This window comes from Paucibacter sp. B51, assembly GCF_027863535.1.
In the GTDB taxonomy this organism is placed as follows: Bacteria; Pseudomonadota; Gammaproteobacteria; order Burkholderiales; family Burkholderiaceae_C; genus Paucibacter_A; species Paucibacter_A aquatilis.
The window spans coordinates 1,995,214-2,011,821 of sequence record NZ_JAPIVN010000001.1; the positions used below are offsets into that span (position 1 = coordinate 1,995,214).

Consider the following 16,608-nt stretch of genomic DNA (forward strand, 5'->3'; position numbering starts at 1 on the left):
AGCCCTGTCACACAGCCGATCAGTCTTCCAGCTCTTCTCGCGCCATTTCGACGTCCAGGCATTCCATGGCGTCCATGGGCTCGCAGGCGGCGGCGTCGGCATAGAGGCTTTCGGCCTCTTTCATGCGCTTGTCGCCTTCCAGCATGACCAGGCCGTTGGCCCGCTCGATCATGGCGATCGCGCTGCTGGGGTTGAGCTTGATCGCCTGCTCGAACATCTTCAGGCCGGTGGCGGTGTCCGCGCCCTGGGTCTTGCCCAGCAGCTTGCCGACCTTGTCGATCACCTCGGCGTGGAAGGCGCCCAGGGCGATGTGGGCGTCGGCATGCTTGGGCGCCAGCTCGATGGTTTTCTCGAGCGCGTTCTTGACCTTGCTGCCCAGGCCTTGGGCCAGGGCTTTGGCAACGCTGATGCCCTGGCCGTAGCGGCCGATGGCATAGGCCTGCCAGTAGTAGGCGGCGGGGTTCTTGGGCTCTTCCTGCTGCTGGGCGTCGGCGCGCTCGGCCACTTCCAGGAACATCTCAAGCTTGGTCTTCTCTTTCTTTTCCAGGTAGTTGGCGTAGATGGCCTGGGCCTTGTTGGCCACCGTGATGCCGGCGCCGCCGGCGGCCAGGCCGGCCTCGTAGGCTTTCTGGAAGTCGCCGGCGTGGAAGTGGATCCAGGCCTCGACCACGGCCGCGTCCTTGGGCCAGGGCTCGGCGTCGCCAGCATGCAGGCGGGCCCAGTGCTTCTTCAGGCTGGCGGCGCTGTACTGGAAAGCGCTGTTGTCATGGGGGAAAGCGGTCCACTTGGCCATGGTGCGGCGTCCTTCAGGTTTGGTACTGGTTGGCAAGGGCGAAGAGGTGATCCTTGGAGGCTGGCTCCAGATAAGGCAGCAGCAGGCTCAGCACATGGAAGGCGCCGCGCATCAGGGCGGCACCGGCCTGCTCGGGCTCCAGGGCGTGGCGCGGGTCGCGCACGTACTCGAAACTGAGCCAGTAGCTGAGCAGCACGACCATGGAGTTGGCGGTCGGCCCGGCCTCGCGCAGCGCCATCTCCAGCGCGCCGCCCTTTTGCAAGCCGGCCAGCACCGCGCGCATGGCCTGGTTCTTCTGCGTCAGCACGTTCTGGAAATGCATCTCCAGGCGGCGGTTCTTGGACAGCAGATCGTTCAGATCGCGGTAGAGAAAGCGGTGCTTCCAGATCAGCTCGTAGAGCATGTGGAAGAACAGCCAGGCGTCCTCCACATTGCGCACATTCTCGGCCGCCACCAGCAAGTCGCCCAGCTCCCGCTCGTAGCGGTTGAAGAGCGCATTGATCAGTTCGTCCTTGGCCGGATAGTGGTAGTAGAGGTTGCCGGGGCTGATGCCCAGCTCGGCGGAGATCAGCGTGGTCGAGACATTGGGCTCACCAAAGCGGTTGAACAGGTCCAGCGTGACTTCGAGGATGCGCTCGGCGGTCCGGCGTGGCGGCTTTTTTGTGGCCATGTAAAGGTTGTCTCCTGCTTTGGCTGATTCTGGCATCAAGCAGCGGGGCCGCTCTAGAGTTTGGCTACAAATGGCACCGTTTGCCTGCTGAAAACCCTGGGCCAGCGGGGTCGGGTCTTGCTTCCTACAATGCCTGCATGCAGCCAACAGTGTCTTCAGCGTCGTCGCATGGCGGGCCCTCGGTGCCCGCCATTTCATTTCAGAAGGTCTCCAAGACCTACCGCGGGGGGCAGGTGCGCGCGCTGGACGGGGTGTCCTTTGACATCGCCCAGGGCGAGTTCTTCGGCCTGCTAGGCCCCAATGGCGCGGGCAAGACCAGCCTGATCAGCATCCTCGCCGGCCTGGCCCAGGCCAGCGGCGGCAGCGTCAAGGTCATGGGCCATGACGTGGTGACGGACTACGCTGCGGCCCGCCAGGCCCTGGGCATCGTGCCGCAGGAGCTGGTCTTCGACCCCTTCTTCAGCGTGCGCGAGGCGCTCAAGATCCAGAGCGGCTATTTCGGTGTGCGCAACAACGAGGCCTGGATTGACGAACTGCTGGAAAACCTCGGCCTGGCCGACAAGGCCCACGCCAACATGCGCCAGCTCTCGGGCGGCATGAAGCGGCGCGTGCTGGTGGCCCAGGCGCTGGTGCACCGGCCGCCGGTGATCGTGCTCGATGAGCCCACCGCTGGTGTTGACGTGGAGCTGCGCCAGACCCTGTGGCAATTCATTGCCCGCCTCAACCGCGAAGGCCACACGGTGCTGCTGACCACCCATTACCTGGAAGAGGCCGAGGCCTTGTGCGGCCGCCTGGCCATGCTCAAGCTGGGCCGCATCGTGGCGCTGGACCGCACCTCGGACCTGCTCAAGGGCCGCGCCTCCACCATGCTGCGTTTCAAGACCGATGCCGCCCTGCCGGCCTCGCTGCTAGAGCAGGCCCGCACCACCGGCCGCATCGTGCAGATCAAGGCCCATGACGCGGCCGAAGTCGAAACCGTGCTGGCCACGCTGCGCGCGGCGCAATGCCCGATCGAAGACCTGGAGATCGGCCGCGCCGACCTCGAAGACGTGTTCCTGGAAATCATGCAACAAGAAGGGAGCGCGGCATGAGTGGCGGCGGAGGTATTCAATTGAAGGGCGCCGGCACGCTGTTCTACAAAGAGGTGCTGCGCTTTTGGAAGGTCAGCTTCCAGACCGTGGCCGCGCCGGTGCTGACGGCGGTGCTCTACCTGCTGGTCTTCGGCCATGTGCTGGAAGATCACGTCAAGGTCTACGGCACGGTCGGCTACACGGCCTTCCTGATCCCGGGTCTGGTGATGATGAGCGTCTTGCAGAACTCGTTTGCCAACTCGTCCTCCAGCCTGATCCAGAGCAAGGTGACCGGCAACCTGGTCTTCCTGCTGGTGACCCCACTCTCGCACTGGGCCTGGTTCGTGGCCTATGTGGGCGCCTCCATGGTGCGCGGCATGGTCGTGGGTCTGGGCGTGTTGCTGGTGACCTTCTGGTTTGCGCCGCCGGGCGTGTCCAACCCGTTGTGGATCGCTGCCTTCGCCCTGCTGGGCGCCGGCATGATGGGCACCCTGGGCCTGATCGCCGGGCTCTGGGCCGAGAAGTTCGATCAACTCGCCGGCTTCCAGAACTTCATCATCATGCCCATGACCTTCCTCTCGGGCGTGTTCTATTCGGTGCATTCGCTGCCCAGCTTCTGGCAAGGCGTCAGCCATCTGAACCCGTTTTTCTACATGATCGATGGCTTCCGCCACGGCTTCTTCGGCGTCAGCGATGCCTCGCCCTGGCTGAGCCTGGCGGTGGTTGGCGGCAGCTTCTGTCTGGTGGCCGCGTTGGCGCTGGAACTGCTGCGGCGCGGCTACAAGATCCGCTCCTGAAACCGCGCTGCAACTGCCCTGCAACCCCGTATCGCGCGCTTGAAACTAGAATCGAGGGCTTATGGCCGACCCAACACCCGCTGAAGTCCAGCAATACATCGCCGCAGGCCTGCCCTGCGAGCACCTGCACGTCGAAGGCGACGGGCGGCATTTCTTCGCCACCATCGTGTCCTCGGAGTTCGAGGGACTGAGCCGCATCCGCCGTCACCAGCGCGTGTACGCGGCCCTGGGTGAGCGCATGCGCGAGCAGATCCACGCGCTGTCCATGAAGACCCACACCCCGGCCGAGCATGCCGCCACGTCGGCGGCATCGCAGCACCATCACGCCTGAACCGGCATCCGCAACAAATCTTCTGGATTGAGATGCGGGTGGCGGTGAGACGCCCCACCCAGGTGAATCTCACGGCCGTCCGCTGAATCCCCAGATTCAGACCCACCAAGGACCGACGCCCATGATGATCACCCTGGCACTCTCCAAAGGCCGCATCTTCGAAGAAACCCTGCCGCTGCTGCAGGCCGCCGGCATCACCGTGCTGGAGGACCCGGAGAAATCGCGCAAGCTGATCCTGGCCACCAACAGCCCCGAGGTGCAGGTCGTGCTGGTGCGCGCCAGCGATGTGCCCACCTATGTGCAGTACGGCGGTGCTGATCTTGGCGTGGCCGGCCGCGATGTGCTGATCGAGCACAACCATGCACTGGGCGGCAACGCCGCCGGCATGTACCAGCCGCTGGACCTGAACATCGCCCGCTGCCGCATGAGTGTGGCGGTGCGCGATGACTTCGATTACGCCCGCGCCGTCAAACAGGGCTCGCGCATCCGCGTGGCCACCAAGTACACGGAAATTGCCCGTCAGCACTTTGCCGACAAGGGCGTGCACGTGGACCTGATCAAGCTCTATGGCTCCATGGAGCTGGCGCCGCTGACCGGCCTGGCCGATGCCATCGTCGACCTGGTCTCCACCGGCAACACGCTCAAGGCCAACCGCCTTGTCGAGGTCGAACAGATCATGGACATCTCCTCCCGCCTGGTGGTCAACCAGGCCGCGCTCAAGCTCAAGCGCGAGCCGCTGCGCCGCATGATCGATGCCTTTGCTTCTGCCATTCCGAAGTGAGAACGAACGCCATGTCCCTGCAACTTCGTCAACTGAACACCGCCAGCGCCGATTTCGAAGCCGAGTTTCAGCGCGTGCTGCACTGGTCGGCCGAGGCCGATGCCGCCATCGAAGGCCGGGTCGCCGAGATCCTGGCCGATGTGCGCACGCGCGGCGATGCCGCTGTGCTCGAGTACACCGCCCGTTTCGATCGGCTGCAGGCCGCCACCGTGGCTGAGCTGGAGCTGAGCCGCGAGGAGCTGAAGGCGGCCTTCGAGGCCATCAGCCCGGCCCAGCGCAGCGCCCTGGAGGCCGCCGCCGCCCGTGTGCGCAGCTATCACGAGCGCCAAAAGGCCGCCTGCGGCGAGAGCTGGAGCTACCGTGACGAAGACGGCAGCCTGCTGGGCCAGAAGGTCACGCCGCTCGATCGCGTGGGCATCTATGTGCCCGGCGGCAAGGCGGCCTACCCGAGCAGCGTGCTGATGAACGCCATCCCCGCCCAGGTGGCCGGCGTGCCCGAGATCATCATGGTGGTGCCCACGCCCGGCGGCGAGAAGAACCCGCTGGTGCTGGCTGCGGCCTATGTGGCCGGTGTGCACCGCGCCTTCACCCTGGGCGGCGCCCAGGCCGTGGCGGCCTTGGCCTATGGCACGGCCACGGTGCCGCGCGTGGACAAGATCACCGGCCCCGGCAATGCCTATGTGGCCAGCGCCAAGAAGCATGTCTTCGGTCAAGTGGGCATCGACATGATTGCCGGCCCCAGCGAGATCCTGGTGCTGGCCGATGGCTCCACGCCGCCGGACTGGGTGGCCATGGACTTGTTCAGCCAGGCCGAGCACGACGAGCTGGCGCAAAGCATCCTGCTCTGCCCCGATGCCGTCTACATCGCCCAGGTGGCCGAGGCGATCGAGCGCCTGCTGCCCACCATGCCGCGCCAGGCCATCATCCGTGCCTCGCTGGAAGGCCGTGGTGCGCTGATCCAGACGCGCTCGATGGAAGAGGCCTGTGAGATCAGCAACCGCATCGCGCCCGAGCATCTGGAAGTGTCCAGCCGCGACCCGCATCGCTGGGAACCGCTGCTGCGCCACGCCGGTGCCATCTTCCTGGGCGCCTACACCAGCGAATCCCTGGGCGACTATTGCGCAGGGCCGAACCACGTCTTGCCCACCTCGGGCACGGCGCGTTTCTCCTCGCCGCTGGGCGTCTACGACTTCCAGAAGCGCAGCAGCCTGATCGAGGTCAGCGAAGCCGGTGCGCAGAAGCTGGGCCCGATCGCGGCGGAGCTGGCCTACGGCGAAGGCTTGCAAGGCCATGCACGGGCGGCGGAGCTGCGCCTGCGCGCCTGAGGCTCGCTGCTTCGGCTGAACTTTCGGGCTGCGCTGCGCGCAGAACCGGGGTTAGCCATGGCCGGTGGCGGGCCGGGCTGTGGCAGAGTTGGGGTTTCGCGTCTGCTCTGACCCTGAGCCACCTGCCTTGACCTGCCTGCCTCGCCGTCAGCTGCTGATCAGCGCCTTGCCTGCTGCGGGCTGGGCGCCGGGCGTGGCGCGGGCTGCTTCTGCTGCGCTTGGCGTCGCGCAGCCGCTGCGCGTGCGCTACCCGCGGCCCATGCGCGAGATCGACCCCAGCAGCTGGTACCCGCTGCAATTGCTCAAGCTGGCGCTGGAGGCCTGCGGCGTCAGCTGCGAGCTGGAGCCCACGCGCCAGGTCATGGTGCAAAGCCGCGCCTTGCTGGACCTGCAGAACGGCCAGGACGGGCTGGACATCGCCTGGAGCATGACCAGCATTGAGCGCGAGCGGCACCTGCTGCCCATCCGCTTTCCGATCTACAAAGGTCTGTACGGCTGGCGCCTGATGCTGCTCAAGCGCGGGCTGGAGCCGCATCTGCTGCGGGAGGTGCGCAGCCTGGCCGATCTGCGCCGCTACAGCCTGGTTCAGGGCCATGACTGGCCAGACACGACCATCCTGCGGGCCAATGGCTTGCAGGTGGTGACCGGCTCCTCCTTCGACGCCATGTTCAACATGCTGCGCCTGGAGCGCGGCCAGGCCTTTCCGCGGGCGCTTCTGGAGATCGACTGGGAGCTGGAGAGCCATGCCGACAGCCTGGCCATCGACCCCCATCTCTGCCTGCATTACCCGACGGCCATGTATTTTTTCGTCGGCCGCGGCAACGAGCGCCTGGCCGGCCTGGTCGAGCGAGGCCTCAATCGCTTGCTGGCCAAGGGCAGCTTCGAGCGCATCTTCATGCAGTACCACGGCGCCATCCTGGCCCGCCATGTGCTGAGCCGGCGCCGGGTGCTGGAACTGCACAACCCCTTGCTGCCGCCCGAGACGCCGCTGGCGCGCAAGGAGCTGTGGATGCAGCCTTGAAGAATCCTGGCTCAGAGACGGAAGCGTTTGGCCGCCTCGTGCAGCAAGGCCCCCTCGCTCTGCAGTTCGATGGATTCGCTGGCCGTTCGATCGACCATGTCGCTGTTTTCTCGGATTCGTTTGGCGATCCCGTCGAGCAGATTTTGCAGCTCGGCGATCGAACCGAGCTGCTGCTGCAGTTCATGGCTGCTTCCCTGAATCAGGCGGCTGACTTCGGTGACTTGCTCGACCATGGCGTCGATGGTGTTGCGCGTGTGCTGAACCGCATCTGCGCCGCGCTCAACTTGGGTGCTGCTGCCAGCGATCAGATGCTTGATCTCCAGTGCGGCATCTGCGCTGCGCTTGGCCAGCGTACGCACCTCGCTGGCCACCACGGCGAAGCCCCGTCCGGCCTCTCCGGCGCGCGCCGCCTCCACCGCCGCGTTGAGGGCCAGGATATTGGTTTGGAAGGCAATGCTGTCGATCACGCCGGTGATGTCTGCAATGCGGCGGCTGCTTTGTTCGATTTCGTCCATGGCGCCGACCACGGCCTGCATGTCCGCACTGCCTTGGCGTGCCAAGCTGGCCGCTTGTTGTGAGCGCTCGTTGGCCTCGGCCGCCGAACTGGCGCCGACCTTGGCCTGCGCATCCATGGCTTGCAAAGCGGTGCCCGCGTTCTCCAGGTCGTGTACTTCCAACAGGGCACGCGCCGAGAGCTCTGCATTGGCTTGCGAGATATTGCGGGAGCTGCTGTCGATATGACCTGCGCCCTGCTGCACTCGCGCGATCAACTCGCGCAGCTTGAAAACCATGCTGGCGATATCGCCACGCAGCTTGCGCAATTCATTGCGGCTGTGGGCGTCGTTGGCGTTGCTGCGCTCTTCCAGGGCTTCCTGCCGCAGATCTCCCTCGGCCACGGTGCGGGCCACGGTGGATGCTTGCGTCAGGGCGCCCATGATGGAGCGTTGCAGGCTCCATAAGCTGCCCCCGAGCAAGAGCACGGCCAGGCCTCCGACGATCAGCATGCCCAGGTAGCCTTGCCAGCGGGTGCGGTCGAAACGCTGCATGGCCTGCTCGGCGAACTGGTTGCTGGTCTTGACGGTTTCGTCCACGGCCTGGCGATGGGCGAGGTAGCGTTGGTGGGCTTGATCCAGACCGCGGCGGGCGGCTTCCGGGTCCTGCCGGATCAGGGGCTTGAGTACCTGCTCACGCGCCAGATCGAGCAACTGCTGCGCCAGTCGGTGCTGTTCCCCCAGGAGTTGGCGCTCCAAGCCGTGAGGCGGGTGCTGGGTCCAATGCTGAACGCGGGCCTCGTACTCTGCTTGCAGTCGCTGGACTTCGGCCTGCGCCATTTGTAGGCTGATTGTTTGTTCCACTGCCTGGGACAGCACCAGGCGAAGCTCGATCAGATACATGGGGGGCGGCAGGATGTCGGCCACCACATCCTTGGCCACAAAGCTCTGCTGCGCGTTTTCGTGCAGCTGTTCGAACCCGCGCACGGCCTGGCCGAGCAGCAGGCCGGTGGCTAGCAGATTGGCGGCAATCAGCAGGGCGAAGCGGGTTTTGAGCGAGAGGCTGGACAGGTCAAAACGGGACATGCGAGCTCCATGGCAGTTGAGGCACCCAGCGATGGCCGCGACGGCTCGGTCGCGTGGGTCGTCCAGCTCATGTTTTCGACCGTCCGGCTGGAAAGTCTGAGCGCTGTTTGCTTTCGATTTGACACGAACTTCGTGTTTCACGGACTTCGTGTTACTCTGCGAGCCGTGAAAAACGTCACCATCTCCATGGAAGACAGCGTCGCCGAATGGGCACGGCTCGAGGCTGCGCGGCGCAACACCAGCGTTTCGCGCCTGGTCGGCGAGATGCTGGCCGAGAAGATGCGCCACGACGACGCCTACGAGCGCGCCATGCAGGACTGGCTGCACCGCGAGCGCAGTTGGGCGTCGGACGGCGCCGCCTATCCGCAGCGGGGCGACGCGGCATGAGTGCCGTGCTGGCCATCCGCGAGCCGGTGTTTGTCGACACCTCGGTGCTCATCCTCAGCGAAGACGGCGCCCAGCCCGAGGCGCGCGAGCAGGTCATGACTGTGCTGCGCCTTCTCTGGCAGCAGCGCCGCGGCCGGCTCTCGACCCAGGTGCTCAACGATTTCTACCGCCTGGTCACCACCCGCATCCAGCCGCCCATGCCCAATGGCGACGCGCGGGCCGAGGTGCGGCGCTACCAGCGCTGGCAACCCTGGGCCATCGACCACGCCACGGTGGAAAGCGCCTGGTCGATCGAAAGCCGTTTCGGTCTGCCCTATGCCGATGCCCTGATCGTGGCCGCCGCCAAAGCCCAGGGCTGCACCCGCTTGCTCAGCCTGGAGCTCAAGCATGAGCTGCAGCTGGACAGCGTGCAGATCCTCAACCCCTTGCTGATGGCGCCCGAGGTGCTGCAATGACGACAACCATGAACCGCCCCAGCGACGCCCCCGCCGATCTTTTGCCGAAGGCCCTGGCCGCCATCCGGCCCGATGTGCGCGCGATGAGTGCCTACCCGGTGCAGAGCAGCGCCGGCCTGATCAAGATGGACGTGATGGAGAACCCGTTTCGCCTGCCGGCCGAGCTGCAGGAGGCCCTGGGCCGCCGCCTCGGTGCCGTGGCGATCAATCGTTATCCGGCCGAGCGCACTCGCGAGCTGGCCCTGGCCCTGGCCGCCCATGCCGGCATGCCCGAGGGCTGCGACATCGTGTTGGGCAATGGCTCGGATGAGCTGATCACCTTGCTGAGCATGGCCGTCAGCCAGCCCGGCGCTTGCGTGCTGACGCCGCTGCCGAGCTTTGTGATGTACGAGCATTCGGCCCGCTACCAGGGCCTGGGTTTCGTCGGTGTGCCGCTGCGCGCGGAAGATTTCGAGCTGGACGGCCCGGCCATGCTGGCGGCGATTGCGCAGCACCAGCCAGCGCTGATCTACCTGGCCTACCCGAACAACCCGACCGGCAATCTCTGGGACCGGGCCGTGATCGAGCAGATCATCGCCGCCGCACCCGGCCTGGTGGTGATGGACGAGGCCTACCAGCCCTTTGCCGCTGCCGACTCCATGGCCTGGCTGCGCCGCCATCCGAATGTGCTGGTCATGCGCACCATGAGCAAGTTCGGCCTGGCCGGCGTGCGCATCGGCTATCTGATGGGCCGCAGCGAGCTGATCGCGCAGATCGAAAAACTGCGCCCGCCTTTCAATATCGGTGTGCTCAATGCCGAGGCCGGCCTCTTTGCGCTCGAGCACGCCGAGGTGTATGCCGCGCAGGCGGCCGAGCTGCGTGCCCAGCGTGAGCGGGTCCTGGCGGCGCTGCAAAGCCTGCCTGGCGTGCAGGTCTTCCCCAGCCAGGGCAATATGCTGCTGGCACGGGTGGCGGACGCGGCGGCCACGTTCGCGGCCATGAAGGCGCGCGGCGTGCTGATCAAGAACGCGTCCAGCGCCCACCCCTTGCTGGCCAACTGCTTGCGCATCACCATCGGCACGGCCGAGGAAAACACAGCCATGCTGGCTGCCCTGAAAGAAAGTCTCTGAGCATCATCATGACGAGCACCGATCTGGTCCTGAGCCCCACACCCGCGGCGCGCATCGCCGAAGTCAGCCGCAACACCAAGGAAACGCAGATCCGCGTGCGCGTCAACCTCGACGGCACAGGCGAGGCGCGCCTGAACACCGGCATTGGCTTCTTCGACCACATGCTGGACCAGATCGCCCGCCATGGCCTGATCGATCTGGAGATCGAAGCCAAGGGTGACTTGCACATCGACGGCCACCACACGGTGGAAGACGTGGGCATCACCCTGGGCCTGGCGGTGGCCCAGGCGGTCGGCGACAAGAAGGGCCTGACGCGCTATGGCCACAGCTATGTGCCGCTGGACGAGGCGCTGTCGCGCGTGGTGGTGGATTTCTCGGGTCGCCCCGGCCTGGCCATGGATGTGAAATTTACCGCCGGCTCGATTGGTGCGTTCGACACCCAGCTGGCGTTTGAATTCTTCCAGGGCTTTGTCAACCATGCCCTGGTGTCCCTGCATGTGGACAATCTCAAGGGGCATAACGCCCACCATCAGTGTGAAACCATCTTCAAGGCCTTCGGCCGCGCGCTGCGCATGGCCCTGACCCTGGACCCGCGCTCGCTGGGCGTGATCCCCTCGACCAAGGGCAGTCTTTGACATGAAGCGGACTGTTGCGGTTGTCGACTACGGCATGGGCAATCTGCGTTCGGTTTCGCAGGCCGTGCTGCATGTGGCGCAGGACTCCGGGCTGGAGGTGGTGATCACCTCCGAGCCCGAGGCCGTGCGCGCCGCCGAGCGCGTGGTGCTGCCGGGGCAGGGCGCCATGCGCGACTGCATGCGCGAGCTCAAGGATTCCGGCCTCCAGCAAGCGGTGCTCGAAGCCGCCGTCAGCAAGCCGCTGATGGGCGTCTGCGTGGGCATGCAGATGCTGCTGGACCACAGCGAAGAGCAGGACACGCCGGGCCTGGGCTTGATCCCCGGCCGCGTGCGGCGTTTCCAGCTGGATGGCCAGTTGCAGCCGGATGGCAGCCGCTACAAGGTGCCGCAGATGGGCTGGAACCGCGTGCGTCAGGCGCAGCCCCATGCGCTGTGGGCCGGCATCCCCGATGAGAGCTGGTTCTACTTCGTGCACAGCTTCTATGCCGCGCCGTTAGATGCGCGCCACAGTGCCGGCGAGACCGATTACGGCCTGCGCTTTACCTGCGCGATCGCCCGGGATAATATTTTTGCCACCCAATTCCACCCTGAAAAAAGTGCTGCGCTGGGCCTCGCCCTGTATCGCAATTTCCTCCACTGGAAACCCTGAGCGTCTCACCTCCTTGACCCAGCCATCATCGATATGCATCCATGCATGCGCGGTCCGCTCGGGCACTTGAGTTTCAGCGGCACTGACCCCTGTTTCTGTCCCTCCCCCCAACCCCATCTACTCCCTCACCACTGACCTCGGCCATGTTGCTGATTCCTGCTATTGACCTGAAAGACGGTCGTTGTGTGCGCCTCAAGCAAGGCGATATGAACGAGTCCACCACCTTCGGCGAAGACCCGGCAGCCATGGCGCGGCGCTGGATCGACGCCGGTGCGCGGCGCCTGCATCTGGTCGACTTGAACGGCGCCTTCGCGGGCAAGCCGGTCAACGAGCCGGCCATCAAGGCCATCCTGCGCGAGGTCAACGGCGAGATCCCCGTGCAGCTGGGCGGTGGCATCCGCGATCTGGACACCATCGAGCGCTACCTCGATGCCGGCCTGAGCTACATCATCATCGGCACGGCTGCGGTCAAAAACCCCGGCTTCCTGCAGGATGCCGCCACCGCTTTTGGCGGCCACATCATCGTCGGCCTCGACGCCAAGGATGGCAAGGTCGCTACCGATGGCTGGAGCAAGCTGACCGGTCACGAAGTGATCGACCTGGCCCGCAAGTTCGAAGGCTATGGCCTGGAAGGCGTGATCTACACCGACATCGGCCGCGACGGCATGCTGACAGGCATCAATATCGAAGCGACGGTGAAGCTGGCGCAAGCCTTGACGATTCCCGTGATTGCCTCGGGCGGCCTGTCGAATATGGCCGATATCGAAGCGCTTTGCGCCGTTGAAGGCGAGGGCGTTGAAGGCGTGATCTGCGGCCGCTCCATCTACACCGGCGATCTTGATTTCACCGCGGGCCAGGCGCGCGCGGACGAGTTGTCCTTGGGCTGAAGTGCGCAGCTGCGTCTGTGCTCGACACAATGTAGCTGCTTAGATCTGTCTGGTGCAAAGGGGGATCGGGCGAGTGATTCCGCTCATGTCCTCCGGCCTGTGCTGTGCACAGGCCTCCCCCTTTACTTCGCTTCAGCACTCACCCGATCCCCCTTTGCAGCGCAAACGGTCGTCGTCGTTGAGGTTGAGCAGCTGCGCTGGATCGGGGCGGCTGGGTGCTCTGCGCAGTGAAGTCAAGGAGGAGGTGTCCGACGCAGTCGGGCGCCGGGGGACATGAACGGAGCAGAGTGCCCAGCCGACCCGATCAACCCCCGCTCCAAGTTCGGCTTCGTGCCGATTCTTGCCAACTCCAGGTCGATCAGACTGCCGTCTGCTCTTCTCTTTTTTCTCTCTCTCGCGAAAGCTCGTCATGCTGGCCAAACGCATCATTCCCTGCCTGGACGTGACCGCCGGGCGGGTCGTCAAAGGCATCAACTTCACCGAGCTGCGTGACGCGGGCGATCCGGTGGAGATCGCGGCGCGCTACAACGAGCAGGGCGCCGATGAGCTGACCTTTCTCGACATCACCGCGACCAGCGATGGGCGCGACCTGATCCTGCACATCATCGAGGCCGTGGCCTCCCAGGTCTTCATTCCGCTGACCGTGGGCGGCGGCGTGCGTGAGGTGGCCGATGTGCGGCGCCTGCTCAATGCAGGCGCCGACAAGGTCAGCTTCAATTCCGCCGCCGTGGCGCGGCCCGAGCTGATCCGTGAAGCGTCCGACAAGTACGGTGCCCAGTGCATCGTCGTCGCCATCGATGCCAAACGCCGCGCCGAGGGCGATGCGCGCGGCCCGGGCTGGGATGTCTACACCCATGGCGGGCGCAAGAACGTGGGCCTCGATGCGGTGCAGTGGGCGAAACAGATGGCCGAGTTCGGTGCTGGCGAGATCCTGCTGACCAGCATGGACCGCGACGGCACCAAGAGCGGCTTCGACCTGGCGCTGACGCGCGCGGTCAGCGACGCCGTGTCGGTGCCGGTGATCGCCTCGGGCGGCGTGGGCTCGCTGGAGGATCTGGCCGACGGCATCACGATCGGCGGTGCCGATGCGGTGCTGGCTGCCAGCATCTTTCACTACGGCCAGCACACGGTCGGCGAGGCCAAGGCCATGCTCGCCGCGCGCGGCATTGCGGTGCGGCAATGAGCGGCGGTCGCCCCCGCTCCAGCGCGGCCGCCAAGGCAGGTTCGGCTGCGCCGCAATCGAAAACCCATGGCGCGCCCCGCATGGCGCCGCGCGAGGTGCGCATCATCGGCGGTCTGTGGAAACGCTCCAAGCTGCCGGTGGCCGACCGGCCGGGCCTGCGGCCCACGCCCGACCGCGTGCGCGAAACCCTGTTCAACTGGCTGGGCCAGGACCTCGACGGCTGGCGTGTGCTCGATGCTTTTGCCGGCAGTGGCGCCCTCGGTTTCGAGGCCGCCTCCCGCGGTGCGGCTGAAGTGCTGCTGCTGGAGCGTGACGCCGAACTTGCACGCAGCCTGAATGCCAGCAAAGTTCGCCTCAAGGCCGACACGCTGCGAGTGGAGAGCAGCGACGCCCTGGCCTGGATGGCGCGTTGCGCGCCGGCGCGCTTCGAGCTGGTGCTGCTGGACCCGCCGTTTCAGCAGGACTTGTTCCTGCCGGCCCTGCGTGCGGCCTTGCCGCTGCTGGTGCCGGATGGCCTGGTCTATCTGGAGTCTGGTGAACCCATCGTGGCGCCGGAAGAGCTGGGCCTGGAGGTCTGGCGCTCGGGCAAGGCCGGGGCTGTGCATTTCCAGGTCTTTCGGCGCAAGGGATAATTCCAACTCGCCAACGCCGTGGTCCAGAGCCTCTCCGCCGGACCGATTCCATGAGCCGACCTTCGCTGACCGCCGTCTACCCCGGCACCTTCGACCCCTTGACCCTGGGCCATGAGGACCTGCTGTGCCGCAGCTGCCGCATGTTCGACCGCGTCGTGCTGGCCGTGGCGGCTGCGCATCACAAGCGCACCCTGTTCAGCCTTGATGAACGCCTGGCCATGGCGCGTGAGCTGGCGGCGCCGCTGCCGCAGGTCGAGGTGATCGCCTTCAGCGGCCTGCTCAGCGAGTTCGTGCTGGCTCAGGGCGGCCAGGCGGTGGTGCGCGGTGTGCGCTCCAACAGTGATTTTGAATACGAGTTCCAGATGGCCGGCATGAACCGCCACCTGATGCCTGGCGTCGAGACCGTGTTCTTGTCCACCTCGGACGCCTACCAGTTCGTCACCGGCACCTTTGTGCGCGAGATCGCGCAGCTCGGCGGCGACGTCAGCAAGTTTGTCTCGCCGCTGGTGCTGGCGCGTTTGCAAGAGCGCTTGGCGCGGAAGGAGGGCTGATTCCATGGCGTTGATGATCACGGACACGGGCGAGGGGAATCCGCAAGGCATGCCTTGCGCCCTCGCACGCGGGCTGCGCATGCAGGCGCTGCCCGTTTTCGTCGGTTTGGAGGAGGGGGCGTTATGGCGCTGATGATTACCGACGAATGCATCAATTGCGACGTCTGCGAGCCCGAGTGCCCCAACAACGCCATCTCCATGGGCGAGGAGTACTACCAGATCGCGCACGACAAGTGCACCGAGTGCGTGGGCCATTTCGACGAGCCGCAGTGCGTGCAGCTCTGCCCGGTTGCATGCATCCCGGTCAATCCGGCCCATGTCGAGGACAAGGAAACCTTGATGGCCAAGTACCTGCGCTTGACCGCGGTCTCGGCCACGCCGGCGGCCTGATTCAGACCGGGCCGACCCGCAGCCCCCAGCATTCGCCGTAGCGCGGGGGCGCCGGCCACGCGGCGGCGCTTGGGGTGCTGAGCGGCCCTTCTCGCTCCATCCAACGGCGCGCCAACATCCAGCCGCCATGGCTGATCAGCAGCCCGCTCGCCGGCACCGGCCAGGCGGCAGCGCGCGCCAGCAGTTGCTTCAGGGATTCGCCGCCACCCGGCGCATGGCCGGCAAAGTCCTGCATCCAGGGCTCGAAATCGGCGGCGCTCAGCTCGGCCCAGGGGCGGCCGTCCCAGGCACCGAAGTCCATCTCGGCCAAGGCCGGATCGATGTGATGCCGCCAGCCCCAGCGGCGCAGCCAGCGGCCCACCTCGGCGCAGCGCTGCAGTCCGGAGCTGTGCACCACATGGGGCAGGCGGTGGCGGCGCGCGAAGCGCTGAATGCGCCGGGCCAGGCGCTTGGCGCGGCGCCGGTCGACCGGCAAATCCGTGCCCGCGCCGATGCAGCGGCCGGCCGCGCCCTCGGGTTTGGGGTGGCGCCAGACCCAGGCCTGGGGTGAGTCAAGCGGCATGGGCCACGGCCAACAGACCCAGCAGCAGACCCAGCTCCACCAGCTGCTGCGTGGCGCCGAGGTTGTCGCCGGTGTAGCCGCCGAGGCGGCGTTTCAGCATGGACTGCATCCACCAAGTCAGGCCCAGGCCGGCCAGGCTGGCGGCGCCGAGCGCCGGCAGCAGGCCCGGCAGAAGAATCAGCATGCCGCCGGCCAGGGCCAAGGGCCAGAGCAAGCCCGCGAACACCGTGCCCAGGCTGGCCTCGGTGGCCAGAGGCTTGGCCTTGGCGTGTTCGGCATCGCCGGCGTAGGGCAGGGCGTGCATCAGCCAGACCGGTGCCAGGCGCGAGGCGCTGTGGGCCCAGATCAGGGCCAGCAGGCCCAGCATGGGGCTGTGCTCGACCAGGGCCAGCAAGCTGGCGGCCTTCAGCCCCAGCATCAGGATCAGGCCCAGGGCGCCGTAGCTGCCGATGCGCGAGTCCTTCATGATAGCGAGGGCCTTTTCGCGGCTGACCGCGCCGCCCAGGCCATCGCAGCTGTCGGCCCAGCCATCTTCGTGGAAGCCGCCGGTCAGCCAGATGCTGGCGGCCATGCTCAGGCCCACCGCCACCATGGGCGGCCACAGCCACAGGGCCGCGCCCAGCACGGCGGCCGACCAGGCGCCGACCAGCAGGCCCACGGCCGGAAAGTAGCGCCCGCAGGCCTGCAGCCAGGACGGCTCAAAGCCGACCCAGGCGGGCACGGGACAGCGGGTGAAAAACTGCAGGGCGATGAAGAACAGGCGAAGCTCGTGGAGCAGGACAGGCATGCGGACGGGAGAAGAG

22 protein-coding genes are annotated in these 16,608 nt (G+C 66.2%); 17 read left to right on the forward strand and 5 right to left on the reverse strand.

The features are described 5' to 3' along the window. Positions 1-19 precede the first annotated feature (19 nt). Together OOB33_RS08445 and OOB33_RS08450 are read right to left on the reverse strand one after the other, a co-directional pair. On the reverse strand, positions 20-793 hold the full coding sequence (locus OOB33_RS08445; RefSeq protein WP_102768004.1) for a hypothetical protein: 774 nt from the start codon (positions 791-793) through the stop codon (positions 20-22). A gap of 13 nt (positions 794-806) precedes the next feature. Then, positions 807-1,463 carry a TetR/AcrR family transcriptional regulator gene (locus tag OOB33_RS08450; RefSeq protein ID WP_102768003.1) on the reverse strand — a complete coding sequence of 219 codons (657 nt, stop codon included), beginning with the start codon at positions 1,461-1,463 and terminating at the stop codon, positions 807-809. Positions 1,464-1,645: 182 nt separating this feature from the next. Between OOB33_RS08450 and OOB33_RS08455 the strand changes: the two genes are divergently transcribed. The 6 genes from OOB33_RS08455 to OOB33_RS08480 all read left to right on the forward strand — a co-directional run bounded on the left by OOB33_RS08455 (position 1,646) and on the right by OOB33_RS08480 (position 6,788). Further along, positions 1,646-2,554 carry an ABC transporter ATP-binding protein gene (locus tag OOB33_RS08455; protein ID WP_271010025.1) on the forward strand — a complete coding sequence of 303 codons (909 nt, stop codon included), beginning with the start codon at positions 1,646-1,648 and terminating at the stop codon, positions 2,552-2,554. Next, positions 2,551-3,330, forward strand: coding sequence for an ABC transporter permease (locus OOB33_RS08460; RefSeq protein WP_271008354.1), 780 nt, complete (start codon positions 2,551-2,553; stop codon positions 3,328-3,330). The genes OOB33_RS08455 and OOB33_RS08460 overlap by 4 nt, the downstream gene beginning before the upstream one ends. Positions 3,331-3,391: 61 nt before the next feature. After that, the gene (locus tag OOB33_RS08465; RefSeq protein ID WP_271008355.1) at positions 3,392-3,661 is read left to right on the forward strand and encodes a BolA family protein; all 270 of its coding nucleotides are present in this window, start codon (positions 3,392-3,394) and stop codon (positions 3,659-3,661) included. 124 nt (positions 3,662-3,785) lie between these two features. Next, complete coding sequence (gene hisG, locus OOB33_RS08470) at positions 3,786-4,442, forward strand: ATP phosphoribosyltransferase (protein WP_102769610.1); 657 nt, start codon at positions 3,786-3,788, stop codon at positions 4,440-4,442. 11 nt (positions 4,443-4,453) lie between these two features. Beyond that, positions 4,454-5,767, forward strand: a complete 1,314-nt coding sequence (hisD, locus tag OOB33_RS08475; RefSeq protein ID WP_271008356.1) for a histidinol dehydrogenase — start codon at positions 4,454-4,456, stop codon at positions 5,765-5,767. A 127-nt stretch (positions 5,768-5,894) separates the two neighbouring features. Then, the gene (locus tag OOB33_RS08480; protein ID WP_271008357.1) at positions 5,895-6,788 is read left to right on the forward strand and encodes a substrate-binding periplasmic protein; all 894 of its coding nucleotides are present in this window, start codon (positions 5,895-5,897) and stop codon (positions 6,786-6,788) included. A gap of 11 nt (positions 6,789-6,799) precedes the next feature. Here the strand turns inward: OOB33_RS08480 and OOB33_RS08485 are convergent, their stop codons facing one another. Then, a complete protein-coding gene (locus OOB33_RS08485; protein ID WP_271008358.1) occupies positions 6,800-8,365 on the reverse strand; it encodes a methyl-accepting chemotaxis protein in 1,566 nt (521 codons plus the stop codon). Positions 8,366-8,374: 9 nt separating this feature from the next. On the opposite strand from OOB33_RS08485, the gene OOB33_RS24530 reads away from it, so the two are divergent. From OOB33_RS24530 to OOB33_RS08540, 11 genes are all read left to right on the forward strand, one after another. Beyond that, complete coding sequence (locus OOB33_RS24530; RefSeq protein WP_442952993.1) at positions 8,375-8,752, forward strand: hypothetical protein; 378 nt, start codon at positions 8,375-8,377, stop codon at positions 8,750-8,752. Next, positions 8,749-9,207: a PIN domain-containing protein gene (locus tag OOB33_RS08495; RefSeq protein ID WP_271008359.1), complete on the forward strand. Its 459-nt coding sequence runs from the start codon at positions 8,749-8,751 to the stop codon at positions 9,205-9,207. Before OOB33_RS24530 ends, OOB33_RS08495 begins: the two co-directional genes overlap by 4 nt. 8 nt (positions 9,208-9,215) lie before the next feature. After that, positions 9,216-10,316: a histidinol-phosphate transaminase gene (gene hisC, locus OOB33_RS08500; protein WP_271008360.1), complete on the forward strand. Its 1,101-nt coding sequence runs from the start codon at positions 9,216-9,218 to the stop codon at positions 10,314-10,316. Between the two features lie 8 nt (positions 10,317-10,324). Further along, the gene (hisB, locus tag OOB33_RS08505) at positions 10,325-10,951 is read left to right on the forward strand and encodes an imidazoleglycerol-phosphate dehydratase HisB (RefSeq protein WP_102767996.1); all 627 of its coding nucleotides are present in this window, start codon (positions 10,325-10,327) and stop codon (positions 10,949-10,951) included. Between the two features lies 1 nt (position 10,952). Next, positions 10,953-11,600, forward strand: coding sequence for an imidazole glycerol phosphate synthase subunit HisH (gene hisH, locus OOB33_RS08510; protein ID WP_102767995.1), 648 nt, complete (start codon positions 10,953-10,955; stop codon positions 11,598-11,600). 143 nt (positions 11,601-11,743) lie between these two features. Next, entirely contained in the window at positions 11,744-12,487 is a 744-nt protein-coding gene (gene hisA / locus OOB33_RS08515; protein ID WP_171827548.1) for a 1-(5-phosphoribosyl)-5-[(5-phosphoribosylamino)methylideneamino]imidazole-4-carboxamide isomerase, read from the forward strand. A 409-nt stretch (positions 12,488-12,896) separates the two neighbouring features. Then, the gene (hisF, locus tag OOB33_RS08520) at positions 12,897-13,670 is read left to right on the forward strand and encodes an imidazole glycerol phosphate synthase subunit HisF (RefSeq protein ID WP_102767993.1); all 774 of its coding nucleotides are present in this window, start codon (positions 12,897-12,899) and stop codon (positions 13,668-13,670) included. Then, on the forward strand, positions 13,667-14,302 hold the full coding sequence (gene rsmD, locus OOB33_RS08525; protein ID WP_442952994.1) for a 16S rRNA (guanine(966)-N(2))-methyltransferase RsmD: 636 nt from the start codon (positions 13,667-13,669) through the stop codon (positions 14,300-14,302). The genes hisF and rsmD overlap by 4 nt, the downstream gene beginning before the upstream one ends. A gap of 50 nt (positions 14,303-14,352) precedes the next feature. After that, positions 14,353-14,853, forward strand: a complete 501-nt coding sequence (gene coaD, locus OOB33_RS08530; RefSeq protein ID WP_102767991.1) for a pantetheine-phosphate adenylyltransferase — start codon at positions 14,353-14,355, stop codon at positions 14,851-14,853. 4 nt (positions 14,854-14,857) lie between these two features. Beyond that, entirely contained in the window at positions 14,858-14,986 is a 129-nt protein-coding gene (locus tag OOB33_RS08535) for a hypothetical protein (protein ID WP_263299966.1), read from the forward strand. Further along, positions 14,977-15,243: a YfhL family 4Fe-4S dicluster ferredoxin gene (locus OOB33_RS08540; protein ID WP_171827550.1), complete on the forward strand. Its 267-nt coding sequence runs from the start codon at positions 14,977-14,979 to the stop codon at positions 15,241-15,243. Before OOB33_RS08535 ends, OOB33_RS08540 begins: the two co-directional genes overlap by 10 nt. Before the next feature lies 1 nt (position 15,244). Here OOB33_RS08540 and OOB33_RS08545 read toward each other — a convergent pair whose 3' ends face one another. Continuing rightward, complete coding sequence (locus OOB33_RS08545; protein WP_271008361.1) at positions 15,245-15,805, reverse strand: histidine phosphatase family protein; 561 nt, start codon at positions 15,803-15,805, stop codon at positions 15,245-15,247. Next, positions 15,795-16,592: an adenosylcobinamide-GDP ribazoletransferase gene (locus OOB33_RS08550; protein ID WP_271008362.1), complete on the reverse strand. Its 798-nt coding sequence runs from the start codon at positions 16,590-16,592 to the stop codon at positions 15,795-15,797. The genes OOB33_RS08545 and OOB33_RS08550 overlap by 11 nt, the downstream gene beginning before the upstream one ends. Positions 16,593-16,608: the final 16 nt, after the last annotated feature.